Genomic DNA, 23068 nt, shown 5'->3' with positions numbered 1-23068 from the left:
GGAATGATCGACAAAGCCTCGCCGCGCCTGCGCCCGATGGGTCTCGCAGCGCGCATGATCCTGTTTCTGTCGCTGGCGCTGGTGCCGATTGGCGTCGTGGCCTATTTTCAGACCGCGAAGTTGCAGGAAGAAACCCGGCTGCGTTCGCAGCTGTCGCTCGTGGCCCTGACCGAGGCCGGTGCGCTTGCCGAGCGCCAGACCGTGCTGCGTGCCCAGGGCGGCGCGCAGGCGCTTGGTGCCACGATGGGCCAAGAGGCGATGCTGGGCGGTGACCCGGCGACCTGCTCGGCGCGTCTGTCGTCCTACCTTGCCGCCTCGCCGGGATATTCCTTCGGGCTCGTGTTGACCGTGGATGGCAACGTACCGTGTCGCTCGGGTGATCAGGATATCGACATCGCAGATTTTCCGCGCCTGCAGGCCATCGTCGAAAACCCCGGCTCACGCGCCTGGCTGAACCCGAACGGTCCGATGAGCCGGCGTCCGGTGATTGTCGTGGCCGAGCCGTTCTTCCTTGGCGGAGAGCTTGCCGGCCACGTGTTGCTGTCGGTGCCCTCGGCGCTGTTCGCCGGCGACAGGGCGGGCGACGCGACCGGGCCCAGCGGTTTCGAGGACATCGTCACCTTCAACCAGGACGGCGAGCTCCTGACGGCGCGCAACGGTGTGTTGCAGGCCGCCGAGCACCTGCCCGCCGATCTGGACCTTGCGTCTCTGGCCGGGGCCAAGCCGCAGAGCTTCGCGGCGCGCAGCGTCGACGGCGAGACCCGGGTGTTCGCGGCGGCGCCTTTGGTGCCCGGCGTGGTCTATGCGCTTGGCATCTGGAGCTCGACGAATGCCGAAGCCGAGGCGATCACCGTCACCGGCATTGCCAAGGCATTGCCGCTTCTGATGTGGGCTGCCTCGGTGATCGTGGCTTTCCTCGCGGTGAACCGGCTGGTGATCCGCCACATCAAGCGGTTGTCGCGGCGGATGCGGATCTTTGCCCGCACCCGCCGCATCCCCGAGCATCGCACGCATCTCGAGATGCCGGCGGAACTGGCCGAGATGGAGGACGATTTCCTCGACATGGCCGACGCGATCCTGCGCGACGAGGCGCAGCAGGAGAACGCGCTGCGCGAAAAGACCATCCTGCTGAAGGAGGTTCACCACCGGGTGAAGAACAACCTCCAGCTCATTTCGTCGATCATGAACATGCAGATCCGCCAGTCGCGCGAACCCGAGACCAAGTTCGTGCTGCAGCGTCTTCAGGACCGCATCCGCAGCCTCGCCACGATTCACCGCAACCTGTACCAGACCGAGGATCTCGGCCATGTGGACGCGGGCGCGCTGCTGGTGGATCTGGTCGGGCAGATGACCGACATGACCGAGGTCGCGGGAGAGTCGATCAAGGTGACCACCGATCTCGAGCATATCGAGACCGTGCCGGACCAGGCGGTGCCGCTGTCGCTGCTGACCGCCGAGGCGCTGACCAACGCGATGAAATACGCCTCGCCGCCAGCGGGTCTGAGCCAGGCCGAGGTGTCCGTGCGCTTCCGCTACGAGGGCGGCGGCCGCGCGATGCTCGAGATCAGCAACAGCGTCGCGCCCGAAGGCCCGTCGGAACCCGAGATGCGGGTGGAACCGGCGGGGCTGGGCTCGCGTTTGATCCAGGCCTTCACCACGCAACTCGGCGGCTCTCTCACGCAGGAACGCCAGGCCGATATCTACCGCGTCCACGTGGCCTTTGCGCTGAAGGATTTCGAAGCCGACGAGACCGTCCCGACCAAGGTGCCCAATGTCCCTGACTTCTGAGACCCCGCCCGAGCTGATCCCGCTGCCCCAGCCCTGCAATGCGTCGGGCGAGCCGCGCCGGGTCGGCGTCGAGGTGGAGTTCTCGGGGCTGACCGAGGAAAAGGCGGCGCGGGTGCTCGCGGATACGCTCGGCGGCGCCGCGAGCGAGGAGAAGCCGGGCAAGTGGTCGGTCACGGGAACCGGGCTCGGCGACTTCGAGTGCTATCTCGACAGCGCGCCGCTCAACAAGATGGACCGCGACGGCATCGGCAAATCGCTGCGCGAGCTGGCCCGCACCGTGGTCCCGGTCGAGATCGTCACCGATCCCATCGAAATTGACCAGATCCCGGCGCTCGACGAGGCGCTGGAGGCGCTGGCGAAGGCCGGCGCCACCGGCACGACCGGCGGCGTGCTGCTGGGGTTCGGCGTGCATTTCAATCCTGAGGCCGCGGCGCTGACCTTTGAGGCCATCGCGCCGGTTCTCACCGCCTATGCGCTGCTGGAGGATCACCTGCGCCGCAGCGCCGGCATCGACCTGTCGCGCCGGATGCTGCCCTGGGTCGATCCCTATCCACGCAGCCTGATCGACCGGCTTGCGGCGGATGACGGGCCCTCTGACATGCGCGGGTTGATCGACACCTATCTCGAGCTTGCGCCGTCGCGCAATCACGGGCTCGACATGCTCTGTCTCTTCGCGCAGATCGACAAGGCCCGCGTCGCGCGGGTCATGGACATGGAGCAGATCCAGCCCCGTCCCACATATCACTGGCGCCTGCCGGACTGTCGCATCGACGAGCCGGGCTGGTCGCTTGCGCTCGAGTGGAACCGCTGGGCGCTGGTCGAGCGCGTTGCCGCCGACCGGGCGCTGCTGCAGCGGCTCAAGGTCGCGTGGCGCGAGCATCGCGACTCGCTAACCTCGATCCGCTCGGACTGGGCGCGTCGTGTCGCCATCATGCTCGAGAGCGCTGCACCTTGAGGCCGCTGATCGGTGTCACCGTCTCGCGCCGCTCGGGCTGGCGCGTGTTCCCGTTGATGGCGCTGGCGATCTGGCTCGCTGGCGGGCGCGCGCTGCGCTGGCAGGCGGGGTTTCGCAACGTTGATCTCGACGCGGTGCATGGCGTTGTGATCGGCGGCGGCGACGACATCGCGCCCACGCTCTACGGCGGCGAGCTTCGCCTTGGCGTGCGTCTCGACCCGGCGCGCGACGAGCTCGAATCCGGTGTGCTGCGCGGCGCCTTCGAGCGCCGGTTGCCGATCCTCGGCATCTGCCGCGGCTCGCAGATGCTCAATATCGTGCTGGGCGGAACGCTGCATCAGGACGCGTACCAAGTCTACGACTCGCGCCAGATCCGCACCATCCTGCCGCGCAAGAAGGTCGAGATCGGTGCCGACACGCTTCTGGCACGCTCGGCCAAGGCGCAGTGTCTCTATGTCAACGCCCTGCACAGTCAGGCTGTCGACCGTCTTGGTGAGGGGTTGCAGGTGGCTGCGCGCGACGATGGCGGCATGGTGCAGGCGATCGAGCGAATGAGCGATCCGTTCGCGCTGGGGGTGCAGTGGCACCCCGAGCACCTGATCTATCGGCGTGCCCACCGCCGGCTGTTCCGCTCGCTCGTGGCAGCGGCCAAGGCAGGACGCGGCAAGGACGCGCAGGTCGCCGCGGCCGAGAAGGAGGCGCGCGAGGCCGCCGAACCGCTCTGGGGCGGCGCGGAATAGCGACCGCGCAAGCGGTCTACGGCGCGCGTCAGGCGCGCGCCGGCTCCAGCAGATCCTCGGGCGAGGGCGCAGCGACAAGGTCGTGCTCGGCGAGATCGAGCACAAGATGCCCTCCCTTCGCCCCCGGAGCCCGGTGCGCCAGCGCCGAGAAGGGCAGCGCGTACTTCTTTCCTCCGAAGAACTTGCCGTCATCGACCACGAGATAGTCGATGCGGTTCGCCTCCGGATCGTAAAGCATGTCTCGCAGCGTGCCGATCTCGGCGTCGCGAGTGAACACCGCCCGGTCGCACCAGCGGCTGAAGCGCTGGTGGCGGTCGATCACGGCCTCGGCGCGGGGATCGGTCTCGGTGCCGTCGGCGCGGGTGCCGAGGAAACCGCCAAGTGCGAGCGGCGCATGGGTCGCGCCGAACGGCCCGATCACCAGCGGCGGCATGGCGGTGAGGAGGGCGTCGAGGTCCCGCGCATCGCCGTGCCAATGCGGCGCCCGCGCGAGCTCTTCGTCGCTGATCGCCACCGTCAGCCTGCGGTTCTCCGGGTCGGGCATTTCGAGCCGTGACGCCGCGGCGAGAACCGAACCATCCTTGTCCGCCCGCGTGTGCAGCGCAAGGTGAGTGAGGTGGCGGGTCGCAGGATCGAACAGAACGTCGCTCAGGGTCCCGGTCTGGTCACCGGTCTGCACGGGCCAGGAGAGCAGGTCGGTCAGACTGTAGAGCATGGTGCCTCCGCATCGGCTACAATTTGCCTAAACAACCCGTGACACGCTGGAATAGTTCCGGAACCGACTCCTCGCGTAACGGGTTGATGACCTGAACATCGAATGGAGATAGCCATGACCGCCGATATCTTTGTCGCGGGGTTGGCCGGTCTCACGGTGATAGCGGTATTGATCTACGCGCTCACAAGCGAGCGGGATCGCGACAGGGACACGCGCTAATCAGCGGACCGGTCCATCTTGCAGGGCGGAGCAGCCGGAAAACCGGCGCTCCGCCCTTTCCATGTGCACCGCCATGCCTGCCGCAGAGCGCCTTCTCGGTGTCCAACCTCCCGCCGGACCGAGAAAAAATTGTGCCTTCGGAAAGCCGACTTAAATTGTCGGATTGACTTATCCGATTCTTTTGCTCAGAAAAGATCACATCCAGCCACCCTGCCTCTGTGTCGGGGCAGCCCGATAGCAAAGCGACATACGGAGGCTGAGAATGTCCGAGACCCGAACCCGCGCGGAGGCAGCCGCCCCGCGCCAAGACAGCAAGGATCTGATTTCCCTGGTGATAGGGGGGCTCTGGCCTGCGGAAGCAAGCCTCGAGTCGCTGCTCGACCGGATCGAAACGAGGGAGATCGCCAGATGATGGAAACGAAGTTCAACGCCGAGTCCGCCGTGCCCGCCCTGCCGCGTCACGTGGCCCGGGCCCTTACCGCAGGTGGCAACATCGCCGAGATCGAGCTTGACGGGCAGGTCTACACGCTGCGGATCACCAAGGCCGGCAAGCTGATCCTGACCAAGTAAGCCATCGTAAGCCAACAAGAAACCGTCTCAAAAACGACACGCCAACGAGGACAGACCATGAAGTTCACCACCTCCACCGCGCTTGCCCTGCTGCTCGCCGCGCCGGCCTTTGCCGCGACCGAGAAATCCGCCGTGCTCGACACCTATGCGGACATCGCCCATGCCGGCTACGAGGACAGCCTGATCACCGCGCAGGCTCTGCAAGAGGCCGTCGACGCGCTGATCGCCGAGCCGTCGGAAGAGACGCTGACCGCCGCCCGCGAGGCGTGGCTCGCATCGCGCAACCCCTACCAGCAGACCGAGGTCTACCGTTTCGGGAACGCCATCGTCGACGAGTGGGAAGGCAAGGTGAACGCGTGGCCGCTCGATGAGGGCCTGATCGACTATGTCGATGACTCCTATGGCGGCGCGACCGACGAAAACGAGTACGCCGCGCTCAACATCATCGCCAACCCGAGCGTGACACTGGCGGGGCAGGAGGTCGACGCCTCCGAGATCACGCCCACGCTCATCGCCGACACGCTGAACGAGGCCGACGGCATCGAGACCAACGTGGCGCGCGGCTATCACGCCATCGAGTTCCTGCTCTGGGGGCAGGACCTCAATGGCACCGAGCCCGGGGCCGGCGAGCGCCCCTATACGGACTACGTGACCGGCGAAGAGTGCACCGGCGGCAATTGCGACCGCCGCGCCGATTACCTCAAGGCGGCCACCGATCTGCTGGTCTCGGATCTCGAGGAAATGGTCGCAGCCTGGGGCGAAGGCGGCGAGGCCCGCGAGACGGTCATGGAAGATGAGAATGCGGGCATCGTGGCGATGCTGACTGGCATGGGCTCTCTCTCCTACGGCGAGCAGGCCGGTGAGCGGATGCGCCTTGGCCTGATGCTCAACGACCCCGAGGAAGAGCATGACTGCTTTTCGGACAACACCCACAATTCGCATTACTACGACGGCAAGGGCATCCAGAACGTCTATCTGGGCTCCTACACCCGTGTCGACGGCTCGACCGTCGAGGGGGCGTCGCTGTCGGATCTCGTGGCCGAGACCGATGCCGCGCTCGACGAGGAGATGAAGACGAAGCTCGACACCACAATGGCGGCGCTCGGCGCCATCAAGGAGGCGGCCGAGGGCGGCTTTGCCTATGACCAGATGCTCGCGCTTGGTGACGAGAAGGGCGAAGAGCTGATCATGGGCGGCGTCAACGGTCTCATCGACCAGACCCGCAGCATCGAGCGCGTGGTCTCGACGCTGGATCTGTCGGACGTCGCCTTCGAGGGCTCGGACAGCCTCGACGACCCCAACGCCGTCTTCCAGTAACAGGACCCCTCACGATGATCGTCTGCAGCTGTCAGGGTATCTCGGATCGCGACATCCATGCCGCCATCGACTGGATGCGCGCCGCCGACGCGCGGACGATCATCACCCCCGGCAAGATTTATCATGCCCTCGGAAAAGCGGCCGATTGCGGAGGCTGCATGCCGCTTTTCTTGCAAACCATGCGCGCAAACGACAATCTCGAAGTACCCATGGAACTTCGTGGGCTGAGAAGCCGCGGACAAACAAAGGAAAAGCGCAATGAAGGGCGACGAAAAGGTCATCGAGTACCTTAACAAGGCACTCCGCTCCGAGCTTACCGCCGTCAGCCAATACTGGCTGCATTACCGTCTTCAGGAGGACTGGGGCCTTGGCCACATGGCCAAGAAGAGCCGCGAGGAAAGCATCGAAGAGATGCACCACGCGGACAAGCTGATCACCCGGATCATCTTTCTCGGCGGTCACCCGAACCTGCAGAAGCTCGATCCGCTTCGCATCGGGCAGGACCCGAAAGAGACGCTCGAGGCGGATCTCGCCGCCGAGCACGAGGCCCGCACGCTCTATATCGAGGCGCGCGAGCACTGCGAGAAGGTCGGCGACTATGTCAGCAAGAACCTCTTCGAGGAGTTGATCGCCGACGAGGAAGGCCATATCGACTTCCTTGAAACACAACTTGAACTTTATGAACGGGTCGGTGACGAACGCTATGCGGTCATCAATGCGATGCCAATGGACGAGGCCGAGTAAGCTCGCCCTCTGCGCCGCCCTGGTCTGGGGCGGCGCTTCCCTTTCCGCCGAGACGCCGCTGCATGGTCTTGGCGATCCCCATCTCTCCCTCATTCCCCGCTCTGATGACGAGCGCGCCCGCATCGCCGATGCGACCGCGCTGCCGCGTGATTTCACCACTTCAGAGCCTTACGAGGCGCTGCCTGCGGGCGCGGGCACGGTGCCGGTGCGCCGCGACGATCGCGGCTTTGCGCAGCCGGCGACGAACCTGCCAGAGGCGCGGCTGATGGAGTTCACACTTGGCGATGCGCTGTTCCAGAAGCTCTGGACCTCGTCGCCGTCCTCGACGCTGGCCTCCGACGGGCTGGGGCCGCTCTACAACGCCCGCAGCTGCGAGGCCTGCCACGTGCGTGACGGGCGCGGCCATGCGCCGGAGGGGTCCGACGACACCGCCGTGTCGATGTTCCTGCGCGTCTCGGTGCCCGCCGATCCCGGGCACGAGATGCCCGCCATCGCCGACTGGATCGCCACCGCGCCGGACCCGGTCTATGGCGAGCAGTTGCAGGACATCGCGACCGTCGGGCATCCGGCGGAATACCGGCTCGATGTGAGCTACGAGGAAATCGAGGTGCCGCTCGCGGGCGGTGAGACCGCGTCGCTGCGCAAGCCCACCTACAGGGCGGCGGATCTGGGTTATGGCCCTCTGGGCGAGGGTGCGATGCTGAGCCCGCGGGTGGCGCCGCAAATGATCGGGCTCGGCCTGCTCGAGGCGATCCCGGTCGCGGACATCCTCGCCAATGCCGATCCCGAGGACGCCGACGGCGACGGCATCTCGGGCCGACCGGCGATCGTCTGGTCGCGCGAACATAACCGCGCGATGCTGGGTCGGTTCGGCTGGAAGGGCGGCGAGCCCACGGTGCGCGAGCAGAGCGCCTCGGCCTTTGCCGGCGATATCGGCATCGCCACGCCGCTGCGCCCCGAGCTCTGGGGCGATTGCACCGAAGCGCAGCGCGCCTGTCGCCGTGCCCCGCATGGCGGCGACATGGACGGGTTTGAGATCTCGGCCGAGGCCTTCGACACGGTGGTCTACTACACCGCCAATCTCGGCGTGCCGGCGCGGCGCGATATCGACGATCCGCAGGTGCTGTCTGGCAAGCAGGTGTTCCACGACAGCGGCTGCGCCAGTTGCCACAGGCCGAAATTCGTCACCGCCCGGCTCGAGGATCGGCCCGAGCACAGCTTCCAGTTGATCTGGCCCCACACCGACCTGCTGCTGCACGACATGGGCGAGGGGCTTGCCGATCACCGCCCCGAGGGCCGCGCCACGGGGCGCGAGTGGAAGACGCCACCGCTCTGGGGCATCGGCTTGACCGAGCGGATCTCGGGGCATACCACCTTTCTGCATGACGGGCGCGCCCGGTCGCTTCTCGAGGCCATCCTCTGGCACGGGGGCGAGGCCCAGGCCGCCCGCGACGCGGTCGTCTCGCTGGCGCCCGCCGCCCGCGCCGACCTGATCCGCTATCTGGAAAGTCTCTGAATGCGTTATTCCCTGCTGTGCTGCGCCGTTTTCTCCGCCACCCAAGCCGTGGCCGGGGTCGAGGAGGCGCTGAGCGACCATATCCTGCCCGGCTACGCGGGCTTTGCCGAGGCGGCGGAGGTGCTGGCGGTGACGGCCGAGGCCGATTGCACGCCCGCGGCGCTGCGCGATCCGTGGAACGCCGCCTTCGACGCCTGGACCGAGATCGGCGACGTGCGCATGGGCCCGTCCGAGACCGGAGCGCTGTCGGTGGCCTTCTGGCCCGATACGCGAGGTTTCACGCCCAAGACCTTGTCGCGGCTTATTTCTTCGCAAGAAGAGGTTGGCACAGATCCGACCGATTTTGCCGAAGTTTCGATCGCCGCGCGCGGGCTCTTCGCGCTTGAGCGGATGCTCTATGACGACCAGTTCGCCGGCTACGAAGCGGACAGCTACGCCTGTGCGCTTGTGCAGACCATCAGCGCCGATCTCGCCAACCAGGCGCAGGCGCTCGAGGCCGGCTGGCGCGAGGGCTATGCCGAGGTGCTGCGCAGCGCCGGCGAGGAGGACAACGCCACCTATCTCAGCGAAGACGAGGCGCTGACGGCGCTTTACACGCAGGTGCTCTCGAGCCTCGAGTTCACCGCCGACAGCCGGCTTGGCCGTCCGCTCGGGACCTTCGAGCGTCCGCGCCCGACCCGGGCCGAGGCGTGGCGCTCGGAGCGCGCGCTGCGCAACGTCCGGCTCTATGCCGACGCGGCAAGTGCCTTCGCGCATACGCTGGCCGATTGGGAGTTGCCGCTCACCGAGGATGCGCTGGCGCGGCTGCACGACGTGGCAGACCGCGTCGAGGATCCTGCGCTGCAGGACATCGACGATCCCTCGGCGCGGCTGCGGCTGGAAATCGTGCAGCAGCACGTGCGGGCCCTGCACGACGCCATCGAGCAGGAGATCGGCGTGCCGCTCGGGCTGACGCCGGGCTTCAACTCGCAAGACGGAGACTGACCCATGACCACCCGCCGCACGTTTCTCGCCAGCCTGCTTGCCGCTTCGGCCACGCCCGCGGTGGGCTGGGCGGCGGTGGGCGATCCGACCTACCTCGCCGCCGCCAAGCTGGCCGATGGCAGCTACATGCTGGCCGGGCTGCGCGAGGACGGCTCGACCGCCTTCAGCGTGCCATTGCCGGCCCGTGGTCACGCCGCCAGCGCCCATCCCAAGCGCGCCGAGGCGGTGGGCTTCGCGCGCCGGCCCGGCACCTATGCGCTGGTGGTCGATTGCCGCGATGGCGAGGTGCTGCACCGTCTGGCACCGCCCGCCGACCGGCAGTTCAATGGCCACGGCACCTTCTCGCCCGATGGCAGCCTGCTTTACACCGTCGAGCAGGCGGTGGAGGACAGCGCCGGCCATATCGGCATCTGGGACGCGGCTGCGGGTTACGCGCGCATCGGCGAATTCGCCAGCCACGGCGTCGGCCCGCATGACCTGCGGGTGATGCCGGATCATCAGACGCTGGTGATCGCCAATGGTGGCATCCAGACCGACAAGTGGGACCGCGCCAAGCTCAACACCGACACCATGCGCCCGAGCCTTGTCTACACCGCGCTCGACGGGACATTGCTGGAAAGCCGCGATCTGCCGGAGTTCCACCAGAACTCGATCCGCCATCTGGCGCTGCGCGACGACGGCCTCGTGGGCTTTGCGATGCAGTGGGAAGGCGAGCTGGGCATGGCGCCGCCGCTGCTGGCGTTGCATCGGCGCGGCGAAGAGCTGGTGATCTGCGAAGCGCCGCTCGGGGACGAGCTGGCGATGGACGGCTATGCCGGGTCGGTGGCGTTCTCGGGCGATGGCTCGGAGATCGCCATCACCTCGCCGCGCGGCGGCCGGATCCACCGGTTTTCGGACAGCGGGCGCTTTCTCGGCGCGGTGTCGCGCGCCGATGTCTGCGGCATCGCCTCACACGCTGGCGGCTACATGGCGAGCGACGGGCTGGGCGGCGTGCTGCTGGTCGGCCCGGAGGGCGCGCGCCCATTGGCGCGGGCAGAGGCGGCCTGGGACAACCACCTGGTGCCGATCGCTGTCTAGCTTGGCGGGCAAACGGGGCAGGGGCGCTGCCCCTCTTGCCCCGGACTTTGTCCGGGGCAATTCACCCCGAGGTATTTTTGAACCAGAGAAGAGGCGGGCCTTGGCGCGGGCGCCGTCAGTCCGCGAGGTAGGCTTCGAGGGTCTTCTGCACGCCGTCGGCCCAAAGGCGGTCGAGCCAGCCGCTGAACAGCGCGGCGAAGTGCGGGTTCGTCGCGAGATCGCCGTAAACCGTGCGTTGCTCGAGCCAGGCTGCCGGGCGGGTCTTGGCCTCGGCCGAGAGCGCGACCAGACGGTCCCAGTCGGGATCGTTCGGGGCGATCTCGCTGCCATCCTCGAAATGCCCGGCACAGTAGCGGCACCAGAGCGCGGACTCGAGCGCCAGCCCGCTGACGGAGGCGCCCGATTTCAGCCCGTCGAGGATCGAGGGCACGATGAACTTTGGCTGCCGGTTCGAGCCGTCGAGGCAGAGTCGCCGCGTTGTGTCCTTCACCGCAGGGTTGGAGAAGCGCTCGTCGATCAGCTCGAGATATTCGGCGGGCGTGAAGTCGGGCACCGGGTGCACATGCGGCAGCACTTCCTGCTCCTCGACCTTGCGCAGGAAGGCGTGCACCAGCGGATGGGCCATGGCCTCGTCGACCAGGTCGCAACCCAGGAGCGCGCCGGCATAGGCGATGATGGCATGACCGCCATTGAGGATGCGGATCTTCATCCGTTCGTATTCGTGCACCTTGTCGGTGAAGGTCACGCCGACCTCCTCCAGCGCCGGGCGGCCCTGCGGGAAGTTGTCCTCGAGCACCCATTGCCGGAACGGCTCGCAGGTCACCGGAACCGGATCGTCGAGACCGAAAGAGGCCGCGAGCGCGCGCTCAGCCTCGCCGGTGGCGGGGGTGATGCGGTCGACCATGGAGTTTGGGAAGGCCACGTTGGCGGCGATCCAGTCGGCAAGCTCCGGGTCCGAGCGGCGGGCGGTGCCGGTCACCGCGTCGCGGGTGACATCGCCATTGCCGGGGATGTTGTCGCAGCTCATCACCGTGAAGGGCGGCTGGCCGGCGGCGCGGCGCGCCCTGAGGGCCGCCACGATGGCGCCGAACACGGTTTTTGGCGCGTCGGGGGCCTCGCCGTCGGCGACGATGTCGGGATGGGTCGGGTCGAAGGTCTCGGTGGTCGGATCGACGTAATAGCCGCCCTCGGTCACGGTGAGCGAGACGATGCGGGTGGCCGGATCGGTCATCTTGGCGATCAGCGGCGCATTGGCCGGGTCGACCTCGACGAAATCGATCATCGCGCCGATGATGCGCGGGCGATCGCCGGCGGGCGAGCGCTCGATCACCGTCGAGAGGCAGTCCTGTGCCTTGAGCGCCTCGCGCATCCGCCCGTCTGGGGCGCGCACCCCGGCACCGGTGATGGCCCAGTCGTGATCGCGGCCGGTGGCGAAGAGATCGTCGAGATAGACCGCCTGATGGGCGCGGTGGAAGTTGCCCAGGCCCACATGCACGATGCCGTGGCTGAGCGCGCTGCGGTCATAGCCGGGGCAGGCGACACGCTGGTCGAGCGTGCCGAGGGTTTCGGTGTCGAGTTTCATTCAGATCGCCTCCGTCAGCTCATCCACTGACCGCCGTCCACGTTGTAGCACTGGGCGACGATGTACTCGGCCTCGTCCGAGGCCAGGAAAATTGCCATGCCGGTCAGGTCCTCGGCGGTGCCCATCCGGCCATAGGGGACGGCGGCGCCGACCTCCTGCTTCTTCTGCCCCGGCGCCTTGCCCTCGTGCTTGGCGAAGAAGGCGTCGACCCCGTCCCAGTGCTCGCCATTGACGACGCCGGGGGCAATCGCGTTGACGTTGATGCCGTGCTCGATGAGGTTGAGCCCGGCGCTCTGGGTGAGCGAGATCACCGCCGCCTTGGTGGCGCAGTAGACCGCCACCAGCGGCTCACCGCGGCGCCCGGCCTGCGAGGCCATGTTGATGATCCGGCCCTGGACGCCCTGCGCGATCATGTGCCGTGCCACCGCCTGCAGGGTGAAAAGCGTGCCGCCGACATTGATGTCGAAGACGCGGATGTAGTCCTCTCGGGTGATCTCGGTGATCGGCGCGGCGGTGAACAGAGCCGCGTTGTTGATCAGGATGTCAATCCGGCCGAGCCGCGCCACGGTCTCGGCCACGGCAGCGTCGATGCTCTCCTGTCGGATGACGTCCATCTCGACCGCGATGGCGGCCTCACCGAGCGCGGCGGCGGTCTCGCGGGCGCGCTCGATATTGATGTCGGCAATCGCCACCTTGGCGCCCTCGGCGATGTAGGCCTTGGCGAAGGCGGCCCCGATGCCGCGGGCGGCGCCGGTGATCAGCGCGCATTTGCCGGCAAGGCGGGTCATGCCCGCAGGCCCTGCTCGTTGAAACGGTGGATCTTGTCCGCTTCCGGCGTCAGGAAGATCCGGTCGCCATGCTTGACCGGAAGCTCGCCATCGACGCGCACGGTGACGGTGTCGGCAAGGCCAGTCTGGTGCACGTGAAGGAAGGTGTCGGAGCCCAGATGTTCGGCCACGCCGACCACGCCCTCCCAGGTGCCGGCCTCGGTCGAGGCAGAGATGTGCTCGGGGCGGACGCCGATCTTGGCGGCGCCGTGCTGCTGGGCCGGGTTGCCGCCGAAGATATTCATCTTGGGGCTGCCGATGAAGCCCGCCACGAACTCGTTTCGCGGTTCGCGGTAGAGCTCCAGCGGGCTGCCCACCTGCTCGATATTGCCGGCGCGCAGCACCACGATCTTGTCGGCCATGGTCATCGCCTCGACCTGGTCGTGGGTGACGTAGATCATCGTGGTGGCGAGGCGCTTGTGCAGCTCCATGATCTCGAGCCGCATGCCCACCCGCAGAGCCGCGTCGAGGTTCGACAGGGGCTCGTCGAACAGGAAGGCCGAGGGCTCGCGCACGATGGCGCGGCCGATGGCGACGCGCTGGCGCTGGCCGCCGGAGAGCTGGCCGGGGCGGCGGTCGAGATAGTCGGTGAGGTTGAGCGCCTTGGCGGCGCTGTCGATGCGGCGCTTCTGCTCGTCCTCGGGGATGCCCGCCATCTTCATCGGGAAGGCGATGTTCTTGCGCACCGACATGTGCGGGTAGAGCGCGTAGCTCTGGAACACCATCGCCAGCCGGCGCTGCGCCGGGGGCATCCGCGTGGCGTCGTCGCCGTCGATGCGGATCTGGCCGGAGGTGACATCCTCGAGCCCGGCAATCAGCCGCAGCAGGGTGGACTTGCCGCAGCCCGAGGGGCCGACGAAGACCACGAACTCGCCATCGTTGATGGTCAGGTCGAGCGGCGGGATGACGTTCACTTCACCGAAGCTCTTGGTCACCTTGTCGAGTGTGATGCGTCCCATGAGAGGTCCTCCCGTTTTCTTATTTCACCGCGCCGAAGGTCAGGCCGCGGACGAGTTGTTTCTGGCTGAACCAGCCCATGATGAGGATCGGCGCGATGGCCATTGTGGAAGCCGCCGAGAGCTTGGCGTAGAACAAGCCCTCGGGGCTGGAGTAGGACGCTATGAAGGCCGTGAGTGGTGCTGCCTTGGCGGCAGTGAGGTTGAGCGTCCAGAAGGCTTCGTTCCAGGCGAGGATGAAGTTGAGCAGCAGGGTCGAGGCGATGCCCGGGACCGCCATAGGGGTCAGGACATAGAGGATCTCGTCCCGCAGCGAGGCGCCGTCCATGCGGGCCGCTTCGAGGATCTCGCCGGGGATTTCCCGGAAGTAGGTGTAGAGCATCCACACGATGATCGGCAGGTTGATCAGCATCAGCACGAGGGTCAGGCCGATCTTGGTGTCGAGCAGGCCCAGCCGGATGAACAGCAGGTAGATCGGGTAGAGCACGCCCACCGCCGGCAGCATCTTGGTGCTGAGCATCCACAGCAGGATGTCCTTGGTGCGCGGCGAGGGCACGAAGGCCATCGACCAGGCCGCCGGGATCGCCACGATCAGGCCAAGCAGGGTGGAGCCGCCGGCGATGAAGATCGAGTTCCACAGGAACTGTGCGTAATCCGAACGCTGCATCACGGCGGCGTAGTTCTCGGTGGTCCAGTCGAAGAACAGGAAGACCGGCGGATCGGCGATGGCGGTGGCCTCGGTCTTGAAACTGGTCAGGATGGTCCACAGGATCGGGAAGAAGATCAGCAGACCGACGGTCCATGCGGCGACGGTGTTGAGCGCCTTGCGTTGGGTGGTGACTGCGCGTGCCATGTCTGGTCCCTCCTCAGGCGTCCAGGTTCTTGCCGACGATCCGCATCAGGAAGATCGCGATGATGTTTGCGAGGATCACGGCGTAGATGCCGCCGGCGCTGCCAAGGCCCACGTTCTGGCTCTCGAGGACGCGCTGGTAGATCAGGTAGGTGAGGGTGCGGGTTCCGAAGCTGCCTTGGGTGGTGACGAAGATCTCGGCGAAGATGCCCAGCAGGAAGATCGTCTGGATCAGCAGCACGATGGTGATCGCCCGGCTCAGGTGCGGCAGGATGATGTAGATGAAGCGCGAGCGCCACGGCGCGCCATCCATCTCGGCGGCCTCGATCTGCTCGCTGTCGAGCGACTGGATCGCGGTCAGCAGGATCAGCGTGGCGAAGGGCAGCCACTGCCACGACACGATCATGATGATCGAGGGCAGGGAGGCCTGGCTCAGCCACTGGATCGGCTCGGCGCCGAAGACCTGCCACAGATGTGCGAAGAGGCCGTTCACCGGGTCCATGAACATGTTCTTCCAGACCAGCGCCGAGACGGTGGGCATGACGAAGAACGGCGCGATCACGAGGATGCGGACGATGCCCTGTCCCCACATCGGCTGGTCGAGCAGCAGCGCCAGCGCGATGCCGAAGGCGATGGTGATGACGAGAACCCCGCCGACGATGATCAGCGTCGCCCAGATGCTGGGCCAGAAGGCCGAGGAGGTGACGAAGCGGATGTAGTTCTCGAAGCCGACCCATCCGAGGTCACCGCCGCGCAGCGGCAGGTATTTCTTGAACGAGAAGACCAGTGTCATGGTCAGCGGCACCAGCATCCAGCCGAGCAGCAGGATCACGGCGGGCGCCAACATCAATCGGGCGGCAGATCGAGCGTGCTGGGTCGCCATGGCATACCTCCTTGGAGCGCGGACAGCGGGTCCGCCGGGGCGGGACACGGCAGGACATGCCGGTCACGCGGTCTTGGTTGGGGAAAGTGGGAGGCGGCAATCGGATACCGCCTCCCGGTCTGGGGCTACCTTGGGGAAGGATCAGTAGCCGGCAGCTTCCATCTCGTCGGTGGTGATCGCCTGCGCGTTCTCGAGCGCCTGCTCGACCGACTGCTGGCCTGCGAGGGCCGCCGAGAATTCCTGACCGACCTGGGTGCCGATGCCCGCGAACTCGGGGATCGCGACGAACTGCACGCCGGTATAGGGCACCGGATCGACGGTGGGCTGGTTCGGGTCAGCCTCGTTGATGCTGTTGAGGGTCATCTCCGCGAACGGCACCTTCTGGTACTCCTCGTTTTCGTAGAGCGAGGTGCGGGTGCCCGGGGGCACGTTGGCCCACCCCTCTTTCTCGGCCACGAGCTGGGTGTATTCCTTCGAGGTCGCCCAGGCGACGAAGGTCTTGGCCGCATCCTCGGCATCGGTGCCGGCGGGGATGCCCAGCGACCAGGCCCAGAGCCAGTTGCCGCGCTTGCCAAGGCCGTTGTCGGGCGCAAGGGCGAAGCCCACCTGGTCCGCCACGGAGGAGTCGTTGGGGTTGGTCACGAAGGAGGCCGCCACGGTTGCGTCGATCCACATGCCGCACTTGCCCTGCTGGAACAGCGAGAGGTTCTCGTTGAAGCCGTTGGTCGAGGCGCCCGGGGGACCGTAGTTGGTCATCAGGTCCATGTAGGTGTTGATGGTGTTCGCCCAGGCCTCGCTGTCGAATTGCGGGGTCCAGTTCTCGTCGAACCAGCGCGCGCCGAACGAGTTCGACATGGCGGTCAGGAAGGCCATGTTCTCGCCCCAGCCCGCCTTGCCGCGCAGGCAGATGCCGTAGATCTCGTTGTCCTTGTCGGTCATCGCCTCGGCGGCCGCGGCGATGTCGTCCCAGGTCGGCGCCTCGGGCATCTCCATGCCAGCGGCTTCCATCAGGTCCTTGCGGTACATCACCATCGAGCTTTCGCCGTAGAACGGCGCCGCATAGAGCTCGCCGTCGACGGTCAGGCCGCCGCGGATCGCGGGCAGGATGTCATCCGCGTCCCACTCGGCGGGCAGGTCGTTCAGCGACACCAGCCAGCCCTGTGCGCCCCAGATCGGAACCTCGTAGGTGCCGATGGTCATGACGTCGAACTGGCCGCCCTTGGCCGCCACATCCTGGGTCACGCGCTGGCGCAGCACGTTCTCCTCGAGGGTCACCCACTCGACTTCGATGTCGGGGTACTCGGCGTTGAACTCATCCATCAGCCCCTGCATCCGGATCATGTCGCCGTTGTTCACGGTCGCAACTGTGATCGTCTCCGCCGATGCGGCGGTTGCAAGCGCACCAATGGCGCACGCGCCCATCAGGGCACGGATCGAATTAGACATGGTGGTCCTCCCAAACCTTCACACTGAGCATCTGCTCAAGAAGTGAGTAAAAGCTCACATGAGGGCGCGAGTCTTGTCAAGCCTGATTTGCGTGCAACGCATGGCTCAGCTGCCGAGCAAAGCGGCGGCGGTGTGTTCGTCCGTGATCAGGCCTTGGATGAGCCGGCCCTTGAGAGCAGCCCGCAACGCCTTGATCTTGCTGGGACCACCGGCGATGCAGATCACCGGGTTGTCGTTCACGGGCACGCGCGAGCCGACCATGAAGTTGTTGACGGGATGGTCGATATAGTGGCCGTTCGAATCGAAGATATGGCCGCAGATCTCGCCCGCCGCGCCGGCCTCCTGCACCGCGTGAAGCTCGTCAGCGGTGATGAACCCGTCGACATAGAGCGGCGCGTCCTCGGCCATCTGGCCGATTCCCACGATGGTCAGGTCGGCCTGCGCCCCGAGCGCGCGCGAGCTTTTGACGTGGGGCAGGCTGCGGTAGATCTCGAAATGCTCGGCATCGCGGGCCATCACCGGCACTGACATCGGGTAGTGCGGCGCGCCGGTCTTGTCGGCGATGCGCATGATGACCTCGTAGAACGAGGCCGAACCGTCGGGAGACACGTTTCCGATCAGCGAGACCACCCGGTGGTGGCTGGCGGGGACCACCTGCATTTCCTCGATCACCGCGCGCAGCATCCGCCCGGTGCCGAGCGCCACGAGCTTGGGTTCGGGGTCGCGAAACACGCGTTCGAGCTCGGGGGCGGCGAAGGGGGCAATGGCGCGCGGCGCATCCTGACCCGAGCCGACCGCCGGGGCGATGCGCACCCGGTCGAGCCCGTACTTGCGGCGCAGCGCGCGCTCCAGCTCGAGACAGTCGGCGATGGGGTGGTCGATGCGCACCCGCACCAGACCCTCGGCCATGGCGCGGGCCACCATGCGCTGGGCGCGCTGGCGCGAGATGCCCAGCTCCTGCGCGATCTGGTCCTGCCGCAGGCCGCCGACGTAGTAGAGCCAGCCGGCGCGGGCCGCGATGTCGTCGGCGGATGCCTCGCTGTCGTCACTCATGCGCCGGTCCCTTCGTCTGTGCCGCTGTCAGAAGCTGCGGGGCAAGATGCGCGAGCTCGGAGAATTTGGCAAATGCTTGATGCGGCAGGGCATCCGGTGCCGAAGGCGGCACCATGCCCTCGAAATGGCTGCCGCCGGTGAATTGCCAGACCTGCATTCCCGCCGCGAGGCCAGCGCGGATCCCGGCCAGTGAATCCTCGATCAGCAGGCAGTTTTCCGGCGCGATTCCGGCCTTCTCTGCCGCTCTGAGAGGCAGGTCTGGGGCCGGCTTGCCATGCGTCACCTCGGCGGCGGTGGTGATGCGCCCGTCGAAAAATCGCGTCAGGCCCACGATCTCCATCGACTGCGCCACCCGCGCCGGGCTCGAGCTGGTGGCAATGCCATAGGGCACGCGGAGCGCCTCGAGCGTTTCGGTCAGCCCTGGCATCACGCGCAGCCCGTCGCGGAAGGCCGCGACCAGCCGGGCGCGGTAATCGGCCTCGAATCCCCGGGGCAGGGTGATCGCGAACTCGCGCCGGATCTGCTCGAGCACCACCGGGTAGCTGCGCCCGAGGAAGTGCTGCGCCACGTAGGGCAGATCGATGCCGACGCCATACTCGGCCAGCTCCGCCACCAGCATCCGGGCGCTGATGACCTCGCTGTCGACGACGACACCGTCGAAATCGAAGATGACGAGTTGGATCTCTGGCATTTGGCTCCCCCTTGGCCTCGGTGTAGCCGAGCGCCGCTCGCGGCACCAGAGCGGGCGACGACGGCATCTTTCCTCTGCCCCATCCGCCGCGCCCTGTTCAGTGGCGTCTGAATTGGTTAATATTCTCATATGGAGAGTTTTCTGGGCGGGTCGCCCTCAACCGGAACTGGATCGCCATGACATACAGCAGCAAGGCGCAGCGCAGCGCATCCGTGGCCACCGCGACCGAGGCGTGCGACGCCGAGGAGGCGGACGTCGCGCCATCCCTCGAGACCGTACCGGATGATCCCGACGCAGCACCCGATGCGTCGGTCGGTGGCGCGGCGTCCGGGGAACTCGACAAGAAGGAGCTGGTCGACCGGGTGGTGGCGCGCTGCGGGGTCAAGAAGCGCGAGGCAAAGCCATCGGTCGAGGCGGCGCTGGCGATTCTCGGCGAGGCGCTGGCCGAGGGCCGAGAGCTGCGGCTGGAGCCCTTCGGCAAACTCAAGGTCAGCAACATCAAGACCCGGGGCGAGAAGCGCGTGATCAACGCGCGGCTGCGTCAGAACGCGCCACAGCGACCCGGGCGTGCCGGCGAGGGCCCCGAAGCCGCTGAAGACTAAGCCCCGGGGGCTGCCGCAACGGCAGCGCGCGGGCGGCAAGGATTTCGCGGAAAATCCTGCGATTGCCCTCTTGCACCTCTCGGCGGCTTCTCTTATTAGACCCGCTACCGGGTGATTAGCTCAGTGGTAGAGCGCTTCGTTCACATCGAAGATGTCAGGAGTTCAAATCTCTTATCACCCACCATTCTTCTGAAGGGCGCGCTCTCCTCATGGATCGAGCGCGCCCTTTTTTCGTTCTGGCCCAAGGCCTTTCCTGCGCAACGCGCCCGGTCCGGGCGCTGTCCTCGAACCCCGACAGGCAAAGCGCGTCGCAGTGGGCGGAGCGCCGGAGAGCGTGGCGCGGTTTGGCTGGCTGCGTCGCGTGGCTCACCACCGTTCAGGCGGCCGTGGCGGGTCCCGTGGCTCGGGGTGTGTTGTCAGCCCGATATCGCGGACCAGGGCCGGGCTGCGGCGCAGCTGTGCCAGCCGCTTGCGGGCATGGCGGGCGCGCAGCCATGCCCGCAAGCGGCCAAGCAGGCGCAGACGGATCGGGCGCAGGCCGATGATGCGGATCGGGGTCGACATGGGCGGGTCTCCTTGCAGATTCGGTCGATATCGGCCAACCTGCTTCCTCAAGCTCACTTGAGGTCAAGCGCTCATGTCTCTCCCTGCTTCCCGCCGCGGCGCGCCGGTGCGCCCCAACGATCTTTCGGTCGGAGAGATGGCTGCCCGCGCCGGCGTCGCGGTCTCGACGCTGCATTTCTACGAATCCGAGGGGCTGATCGAGAGCTGGCGCACGCCCGCCAATCACCGCCGCTACGACCGTCGCGAGCTGCGCCGGGTGGCGGTGATCCGGGTGGCGCAATCGCTGGGCATCCCTCTGGCGGAGATCCGCGCCATGCTGGCGCGGCTGCCGAAGGGCCGGGCGCCGAACAAGGCGGAGTGGCAGGCCGTGTCCGAGGACTGGAGTCGCGAGCTCGACGCCCGCATTGCCCGGCTTGAGGCACTGCGCGACGATCTCGATGGCTGCATCGGCTGTGGCTGCCTGTCCATGGAGACCTGCCCGCTCTATAACCCCGATGACAGGAAGGGCCGGGAGGGGCCGGGACCGCGCACCTGGATCGCACGCGAGCGCCGGCTGCGCAAAGCGACTTGAACTGCGCCGCGCGCTTGGCTAAACCGCGCGCACCGGGTGATTAGCTCAGTTGGTAGAGCGCTTCGTTTACACCGAAGATGTCGGGAGTTCGAGTCTCTCATCACCCACCATGCTACTGCATTGAAATCGCATAAGTACCTGATAAACAGGAACATGCGCCGCCTCGACTGGTACATAGAGGTGGTACACGATGAGATGCACAATGCCTAAACCCGCCATTATCGGATCGACCTACTACATTCGCGTCCATGTCCCTCGCGACGTCGCGGACCGTGCGAAGGGTACGACTGTGTCTCTGCCCATTGGTGACCGCATCCGCCGAGTCAACCTCACCACACACGCTAAGACCTCGCTGCACACAAAGGACTGGCAGGAAGCGAAGAGGCGGTTCTCGCAGGCTCTGGCGGCGCTTGAGAGCCACTGGGAGGCTCTTCGACGTGGTCCCGCCGGTCTGACCCACAAACAGGCCGTAGCTCTCGCTGGTGAGGTCGTGGCCGACTTCCTCGACATCCTCGAAGATGAGCCGGGATCGCCTGAGCTGTGGGGGCGTGTCGCCGAGCTGGACGAGGCGGCAAGAGCTGGCCGTAGCCATCCATTGGCGGTGGCGACAGCGGCAACCAGAGCTGCCGACATTGAAAGCCGCTTCGGAGGACTGGCAGACGCGGCGCTCTCAAGGCGCGGCCTTCTCGTCGATGCAGTGTCGAGGAGCAAGCTGCTACAGCGGGTCGCTGTCGCCATGGAAGACGTCACGCGCGTGAACGCAGCACGGGCCAGCGGCGACTACTCGGAGAGCGGGACGGCGGACAAGTACCCGGCTTATGCTTCGAAGACACAGGCTCAGGCACAGCCCGTTGGTGAGGGCAAAGGAACGACCTTCGTTGAGGTGATCGACACAGAGGTCAAGCGTCGTGCGGCAGGGCGTGACGCCAAGCCGATGTCTTCGAGTGCCGAGCGGAAGTATCGGCGGGCGGCTGACGAGTTCGCTGGCTATCGCAAGAGCAAGCGAGTGGACACGGTCACGGCTCGGCAGGCCGACGAGTGGATGAGGAAGATGTTGGAGGGCGGAAAGCTGTCCAACTCGACCATCGCCCAGCGCCTTCAGAACGTGAGTACAGTCGTGGAGTGGGCAAGGCGTCATGCTCTCGGAGAGCTGTTCCCGGATCGCAATCCGCTGGACCTTGTTGAAGTCCCGCAGCGCCAGGGCGTCAGGAGCGAAGACCGGACCTATCGCATGAGCGAGGCACGGGCGGTTCTTGAGGCAGCGCGAAGTGAGACGAAGCCGGAGCTGAGGTGGTTGCCGTGGATGTGCGCTTATTCGGGAGCGCGTATTGAGGAGGTAGCTCAACTGACGGCAGGCGATTTCTTCGAGTACGAGGGGGCGTGGTTCTACCGGATTTCCACAAAGGGCGGGAAGAGCCTCAAAAACCTGCACAGTATCCGGGTCGTGCCCGTTCACCCTGATCTCTTGATGGAGGGGCTACTTGGGTTCGTTCAAGCCAGCAGAGATCGCCCGAAGCAGCGGCTTTTCCCCCCTCGCTCGCAAGGGAATGTCGCTAGCTGGGTTAGGAATAAGCTGAAGATCAAAAGGCGGGAGCTGGCTCCTAGCCACGGTTGGCGGCATCTCTTCGAGGACTTGGCTCTGGGGGCAGGGATGCTGGATAGTGCAAAGACCTACATTACTGGCAGGTCCACTGGGAAGTCTGCGGAGGGCTATGGCAGGAGCGACGCTATGCTGCCCGGACTTGCTGCGGAAATGAGGAAGTTACCGCCCTTTTTGGATGAGTAGGTTCATTGCCTTTCTTGCTGACGACGCCGGAGAAATACAGGTGCTTCTGTGCGGTCGCAGCAACACCTCTCTGGTCCCGGACGTCGGAAGGGGTGGATTAGGTTCCACCATTGCAGAATCCGAACTTCTGCGGGGGCCTCTCCGAAGGCGCTGCATACCTCAAGTCCCGACGACGAGGAGCGTAGCCTTGGACCTCCTCTTACCTCCTTTTGTGGGGGGTAAGGGGGGCATCCAAGGATACACCCTCAAGCCCCTCTCCTCATGAGGAGAAGCTATAGCTTTAGCTGAGGTGGTAGCTAAAGCTGAGCACTTGGAGTGCTATGGCTACCTCCTCCTCGTGGTTTATCTCTAGGAGGTACTCGCTCTTGCCTCGCTTGCAGCGACGCTATTGAGCTTGGAGGTGCTGACCACAGGCGGTCGTTGCCCGTAGCAAGCGCATCGCTCCAGCTATGGCACCGAGAACTTCATCACCTAATAGGATAGTGCCCCATAGCGTGGTGTAGGAATCCGCGGGCGTCGCCACATGCGACGCTGGCGGTCACCGTCGATCTTCGGAGAAGGTTCGGGTTGCGACACCTGAAACCTGAGACGGAGATGACGATGACCGACGACAGAATGGCTCTGATGGAGCT

24 protein-coding genes and 2 tRNA genes are annotated in these 23068 nt (G+C 66.1%); 16 read left to right on the top strand and 10 right to left on the bottom strand.

All coding sequences use genetic code 11. The features are described from left to right. Nucleotides 1-3: 3 nt before the first annotated feature. The 3 genes from JF542_RS23410 to JF542_RS23400 are packed head-to-tail and all read left to right on the top strand — an operon-like array spanning nt 4 to nt 3483. A complete protein-coding gene (locus tag JF542_RS23410) occupies nt 4-1788 on the top strand; it encodes a sensor histidine kinase (RefSeq protein ID WP_207077610.1) in 1785 nt (594 codons plus the stop codon). Beyond that, the gene (locus tag JF542_RS23405) at nt 1772-2743 is read left to right on the top strand and encodes an amidoligase family protein (protein WP_007801110.1); all 972 of its coding nucleotides are present in this window, start codon (nt 1772-1774) and stop codon (nt 2741-2743) included. Before JF542_RS23410 ends, JF542_RS23405 begins: the two co-directional genes overlap by 17 nt. Further along, nucleotides 2740-3483: a gamma-glutamyl-gamma-aminobutyrate hydrolase family protein gene (locus JF542_RS23400; RefSeq protein ID WP_040544908.1), complete on the top strand. Its 744-nt coding sequence runs from the start codon at nt 2740-2742 to the stop codon at nt 3481-3483. Before JF542_RS23405 ends, JF542_RS23400 begins: the two co-directional genes overlap by 4 nt. Before the next feature lie 28 nt (nt 3484-3511). Here JF542_RS23400 and JF542_RS23395 read toward each other — a convergent pair whose 3' ends face one another. Next, nucleotides 3512-4198: a PRC-barrel domain-containing protein gene (locus tag JF542_RS23395; protein ID WP_207077609.1), complete on the bottom strand. Its 687-nt coding sequence runs from the start codon at nt 4196-4198 to the stop codon at nt 3512-3514. A gap of 481 nt (nt 4199-4679) precedes the next feature. Between JF542_RS23395 and JF542_RS23390 the strand changes: the two genes are divergently transcribed. The 8 genes from JF542_RS23390 to JF542_RS23355 are packed head-to-tail and all read left to right on the top strand — an operon-like array spanning nt 4680 to nt 10625. Beyond that, a complete protein-coding gene (locus tag JF542_RS23390; RefSeq protein WP_007801103.1) occupies nt 4680-4829 on the top strand; it encodes a hypothetical protein in 150 nt (49 codons plus the stop codon). Beyond that, nucleotides 4826-4987, top strand: a complete 162-nt coding sequence (gene hemP / locus JF542_RS23385; protein WP_007801101.1) for a hemin uptake protein HemP — start codon at nt 4826-4828, stop codon at nt 4985-4987. The genes JF542_RS23390 and hemP overlap by 4 nt, the downstream gene beginning before the upstream one ends. Before the next feature lie 57 nt (nt 4988-5044). Beyond that, entirely contained in the window at nt 5045-6304 is a 1260-nt protein-coding gene (locus JF542_RS23380) for an imelysin family protein (protein ID WP_207077608.1), read from the top strand. Between the two features lie 14 nt (nt 6305-6318). Next, nucleotides 6319-6597, top strand: a complete 279-nt coding sequence (locus JF542_RS23375; protein WP_007801097.1) for a (2Fe-2S)-binding protein — start codon at nt 6319-6321, stop codon at nt 6595-6597. Then, the gene (bfr, locus tag JF542_RS23370; RefSeq protein WP_007801095.1) at nt 6563-7048 is read left to right on the top strand and encodes a bacterioferritin; all 486 of its coding nucleotides are present in this window, start codon (nt 6563-6565) and stop codon (nt 7046-7048) included. The genes JF542_RS23375 and bfr overlap by 35 nt, the downstream gene beginning before the upstream one ends. Then, nucleotides 7020-8564 carry a di-heme oxidoreductase family protein gene (locus JF542_RS23365; RefSeq protein ID WP_207077607.1) on the top strand — a complete coding sequence of 515 codons (1545 nt, stop codon included), beginning with the start codon at nt 7020-7022 and terminating at the stop codon, nt 8562-8564. The genes bfr and JF542_RS23365 overlap by 29 nt, the downstream gene beginning before the upstream one ends. Continuing rightward, nucleotides 8565-9548 (top strand): imelysin family protein, encoded by a 984-nt coding sequence (locus JF542_RS23360; protein WP_207077606.1) that lies wholly within the window; start codon nt 8565-8567, stop codon nt 9546-9548. 3 nt (nt 9549-9551) lie between these two features. Then, the gene (locus JF542_RS23355) at nt 9552-10625 is read left to right on the top strand and encodes a DUF1513 domain-containing protein (RefSeq protein ID WP_207077605.1); all 1074 of its coding nucleotides are present in this window, start codon (nt 9552-9554) and stop codon (nt 10623-10625) included. A gap of 115 nt (nt 10626-10740) precedes the next feature. Here the strand turns inward: JF542_RS23355 and JF542_RS23350 are convergent, their stop codons facing one another. From JF542_RS23350 to JF542_RS23315, 8 genes are all read right to left on the bottom strand, one after another. Further along, the gene (locus tag JF542_RS23350; RefSeq protein ID WP_207077604.1) at nt 10741-12207 is read right to left on the bottom strand and encodes a mannitol dehydrogenase family protein; all 1467 of its coding nucleotides are present in this window, start codon (nt 12205-12207) and stop codon (nt 10741-10743) included. Between the two features lie 14 nt (nt 12208-12221). Beyond that, nucleotides 12222-12995 (bottom strand): L-iditol 2-dehydrogenase, encoded by a 774-nt coding sequence (locus tag JF542_RS23345; RefSeq protein WP_207077603.1) that lies wholly within the window; start codon nt 12993-12995, stop codon nt 12222-12224. Continuing rightward, nucleotides 12992-13993, bottom strand: a complete 1002-nt coding sequence (locus JF542_RS23340; RefSeq protein ID WP_007801085.1) for an ABC transporter ATP-binding protein — start codon at nt 13991-13993, stop codon at nt 12992-12994. Before JF542_RS23340 ends, JF542_RS23345 begins: the two co-directional genes overlap by 4 nt. A 19-nt stretch (nt 13994-14012) precedes the next feature. Beyond that, a complete protein-coding gene (locus tag JF542_RS23335; protein WP_007801083.1) occupies nt 14013-14843 on the bottom strand; it encodes a carbohydrate ABC transporter permease in 831 nt (276 codons plus the stop codon). A 13-nt stretch (nt 14844-14856) separates the two neighbouring features. Continuing rightward, a complete protein-coding gene (locus JF542_RS23330; RefSeq protein WP_207077602.1) occupies nt 14857-15723 on the bottom strand; it encodes a carbohydrate ABC transporter permease in 867 nt (288 codons plus the stop codon). Nucleotides 15724-15864: 141 nt separating this feature from the next. Further along, nucleotides 15865-17169, bottom strand: coding sequence for an ABC transporter substrate-binding protein (locus JF542_RS23325; RefSeq protein ID WP_040544901.1), 1305 nt, complete (start codon nt 17167-17169; stop codon nt 15865-15867). Between the two features lie 105 nt (nt 17170-17274). Then, complete coding sequence (locus JF542_RS23320; RefSeq protein WP_207077601.1) at nt 17275-18222, bottom strand: sugar-binding transcriptional regulator; 948 nt, start codon at nt 18220-18222, stop codon at nt 17275-17277. Then, entirely contained in the window at nt 18215-18913 is a 699-nt protein-coding gene (locus tag JF542_RS23315; RefSeq protein ID WP_207077600.1) for an HAD family hydrolase, read from the bottom strand. Before JF542_RS23315 ends, JF542_RS23320 begins: the two co-directional genes overlap by 8 nt. 176 nt (nt 18914-19089) lie before the next feature. On the opposite strand from JF542_RS23315, the gene JF542_RS23310 reads away from it, so the two are divergent. Together JF542_RS23310 and JF542_RS23305 are read left to right on the top strand one after the other, a co-directional pair. Then, a complete protein-coding gene (locus tag JF542_RS23310) occupies nt 19090-19515 on the top strand; it encodes an HU family DNA-binding protein (protein ID WP_207077599.1) in 426 nt (141 codons plus the stop codon). Between the two features lie 109 nt (nt 19516-19624). Next, nucleotides 19625-19699, top strand: a tRNA-Val gene (locus JF542_RS23305). Nucleotides 19700-19881: 182 nt separating this feature from the next. Here JF542_RS23305 and JF542_RS23300 read toward each other — a convergent pair. After that, the gene (locus JF542_RS23300) at nt 19882-20079 is read right to left on the bottom strand and encodes a hypothetical protein (RefSeq protein ID WP_207077598.1); all 198 of its coding nucleotides are present in this window, start codon (nt 20077-20079) and stop codon (nt 19882-19884) included. A 73-nt stretch (nt 20080-20152) separates the two neighbouring features. Here JF542_RS23300 and soxR point away from each other — a divergent pair, with 73 nt between their 5' ends. The 3 genes from soxR (at nt 20153) to JF542_RS23285 (ending at nt 22436) form a co-directional block, all read left to right on the top strand. Beyond that, on the top strand, nt 20153-20650 hold the full coding sequence (soxR, locus tag JF542_RS23295; protein ID WP_050768422.1) for a redox-sensitive transcriptional activator SoxR: 498 nt from the start codon (nt 20153-20155) through the stop codon (nt 20648-20650). Between the two features lie 34 nt (nt 20651-20684). Further along, nucleotides 20685-20760, top strand: a tRNA-Val gene (locus JF542_RS23290). Nucleotides 20761-20852: 92 nt separating this feature from the next. Continuing rightward, nucleotides 20853-22436, top strand: coding sequence for a site-specific integrase (locus tag JF542_RS23285; protein ID WP_207077597.1), 1584 nt, complete (start codon nt 20853-20855; stop codon nt 22434-22436). Nucleotides 22437-23068: the final 632 nt, after the last annotated feature.

The sequence above is a fragment of the Salipiger bermudensis genome (genome assembly GCF_017309175.1).
Taxonomy (GTDB): Bacteria; Pseudomonadota; Alphaproteobacteria; order Rhodobacterales; family Rhodobacteraceae; genus Salipiger; species Salipiger bermudensis.
The sequence above is the reverse complement of the archived record's forward strand: the minus strand, read 5'-3'. Positions and strand labels throughout refer to the sequence as shown.

Excerpts from the sequence above, each read along its gene's own strand:
- JF542_RS23410 (WP_207077610.1), top strand. The coding sequence starts at position 4 with ATGATCGACAAAGCCTCGCCGCGCCTGCGCCCGATGGGTCTCGCAGCG.
- JF542_RS23405 (WP_007801110.1), top strand. The coding sequence starts at position 1,772 with ATGTCCCTGACTTCTGAGACCCCGCCCGAGCTGATCCCGCTGCCCCAG.
- JF542_RS23395 (WP_207077609.1), bottom strand. The coding sequence starts at position 4,198 with ATGCTCTACAGTCTGACCGACCTGCTCTCCTGGCCCGTGCAGACCGGT.
- JF542_RS23390 (WP_007801103.1), top strand. The coding sequence starts at position 4,680 with ATGTCCGAGACCCGAACCCGCGCGGAGGCAGCCGCCCCGCGCCAAGAC.
- hemP (WP_007801101.1), top strand. The coding sequence starts at position 4,826 with ATGATGGAAACGAAGTTCAACGCCGAGTCCGCCGTGCCCGCCCTGCCG.
- JF542_RS23380 (WP_207077608.1), top strand. The coding sequence starts at position 5,045 with ATGAAGTTCACCACCTCCACCGCGCTTGCCCTGCTGCTCGCCGCGCCG.
- JF542_RS23375 (WP_007801097.1), top strand. The coding sequence starts at position 6,319 with ATGATCGTCTGCAGCTGTCAGGGTATCTCGGATCGCGACATCCATGCC.
- bfr (WP_007801095.1), top strand. The coding sequence starts at position 6,563 with ATGAAGGGCGACGAAAAGGTCATCGAGTACCTTAACAAGGCACTCCGC.
- JF542_RS23365 (WP_207077607.1), top strand. The coding sequence starts at position 7,020 with ATGCGATGCCAATGGACGAGGCCGAGTAAGCTCGCCCTCTGCGCCGCC.
- JF542_RS23360 (WP_207077606.1), top strand. The coding sequence starts at position 8,565 with ATGCGTTATTCCCTGCTGTGCTGCGCCGTTTTCTCCGCCACCCAAGCC.
- JF542_RS23355 (WP_207077605.1), top strand. The coding sequence starts at position 9,552 with ATGACCACCCGCCGCACGTTTCTCGCCAGCCTGCTTGCCGCTTCGGCC.
- JF542_RS23350 (WP_207077604.1), bottom strand. The coding sequence starts at position 12,207 with ATGAAACTCGACACCGAAACCCTCGGCACGCTCGACCAGCGTGTCGCC.
- JF542_RS23345 (WP_207077603.1), bottom strand. The coding sequence starts at position 12,995 with ATGACCCGCCTTGCCGGCAAATGCGCGCTGATCACCGGCGCCGCCCGC.
- JF542_RS23340 (WP_007801085.1), bottom strand. The coding sequence starts at position 13,993 with ATGGGACGCATCACACTCGACAAGGTGACCAAGAGCTTCGGTGAAGTG.
- JF542_RS23335 (WP_007801083.1), bottom strand. The coding sequence starts at position 14,843 with ATGGCACGCGCAGTCACCACCCAACGCAAGGCGCTCAACACCGTCGCC.
- JF542_RS23330 (WP_207077602.1), bottom strand. The coding sequence starts at position 15,723 with ATGGCGACCCAGCACGCTCGATCTGCCGCCCGATTGATGTTGGCGCCC.
- JF542_RS23325 (WP_040544901.1), bottom strand. The coding sequence starts at position 17,169 with ATGTCTAATTCGATCCGTGCCCTGATGGGCGCGTGCGCCATTGGTGCG.
- JF542_RS23320 (WP_207077601.1), bottom strand. The coding sequence starts at position 18,222 with ATGAGTGACGACAGCGAGGCATCCGCCGACGACATCGCGGCCCGCGCC.
- JF542_RS23315 (WP_207077600.1), bottom strand. The coding sequence starts at position 18,913 with ATGCCAGAGATCCAACTCGTCATCTTCGATTTCGACGGTGTCGTCGTC.
- JF542_RS23310 (WP_207077599.1), top strand. The coding sequence starts at position 19,090 with ATGACATACAGCAGCAAGGCGCAGCGCAGCGCATCCGTGGCCACCGCG.
- JF542_RS23300 (WP_207077598.1), bottom strand. The coding sequence starts at position 20,079 with ATGTCGACCCCGATCCGCATCATCGGCCTGCGCCCGATCCGTCTGCGC.
- soxR (WP_050768422.1), top strand. The coding sequence starts at position 20,153 with ATGTCTCTCCCTGCTTCCCGCCGCGGCGCGCCGGTGCGCCCCAACGAT.
- JF542_RS23285 (WP_207077597.1), top strand. The coding sequence starts at position 20,853 with ATGCCTAAACCCGCCATTATCGGATCGACCTACTACATTCGCGTCCAT.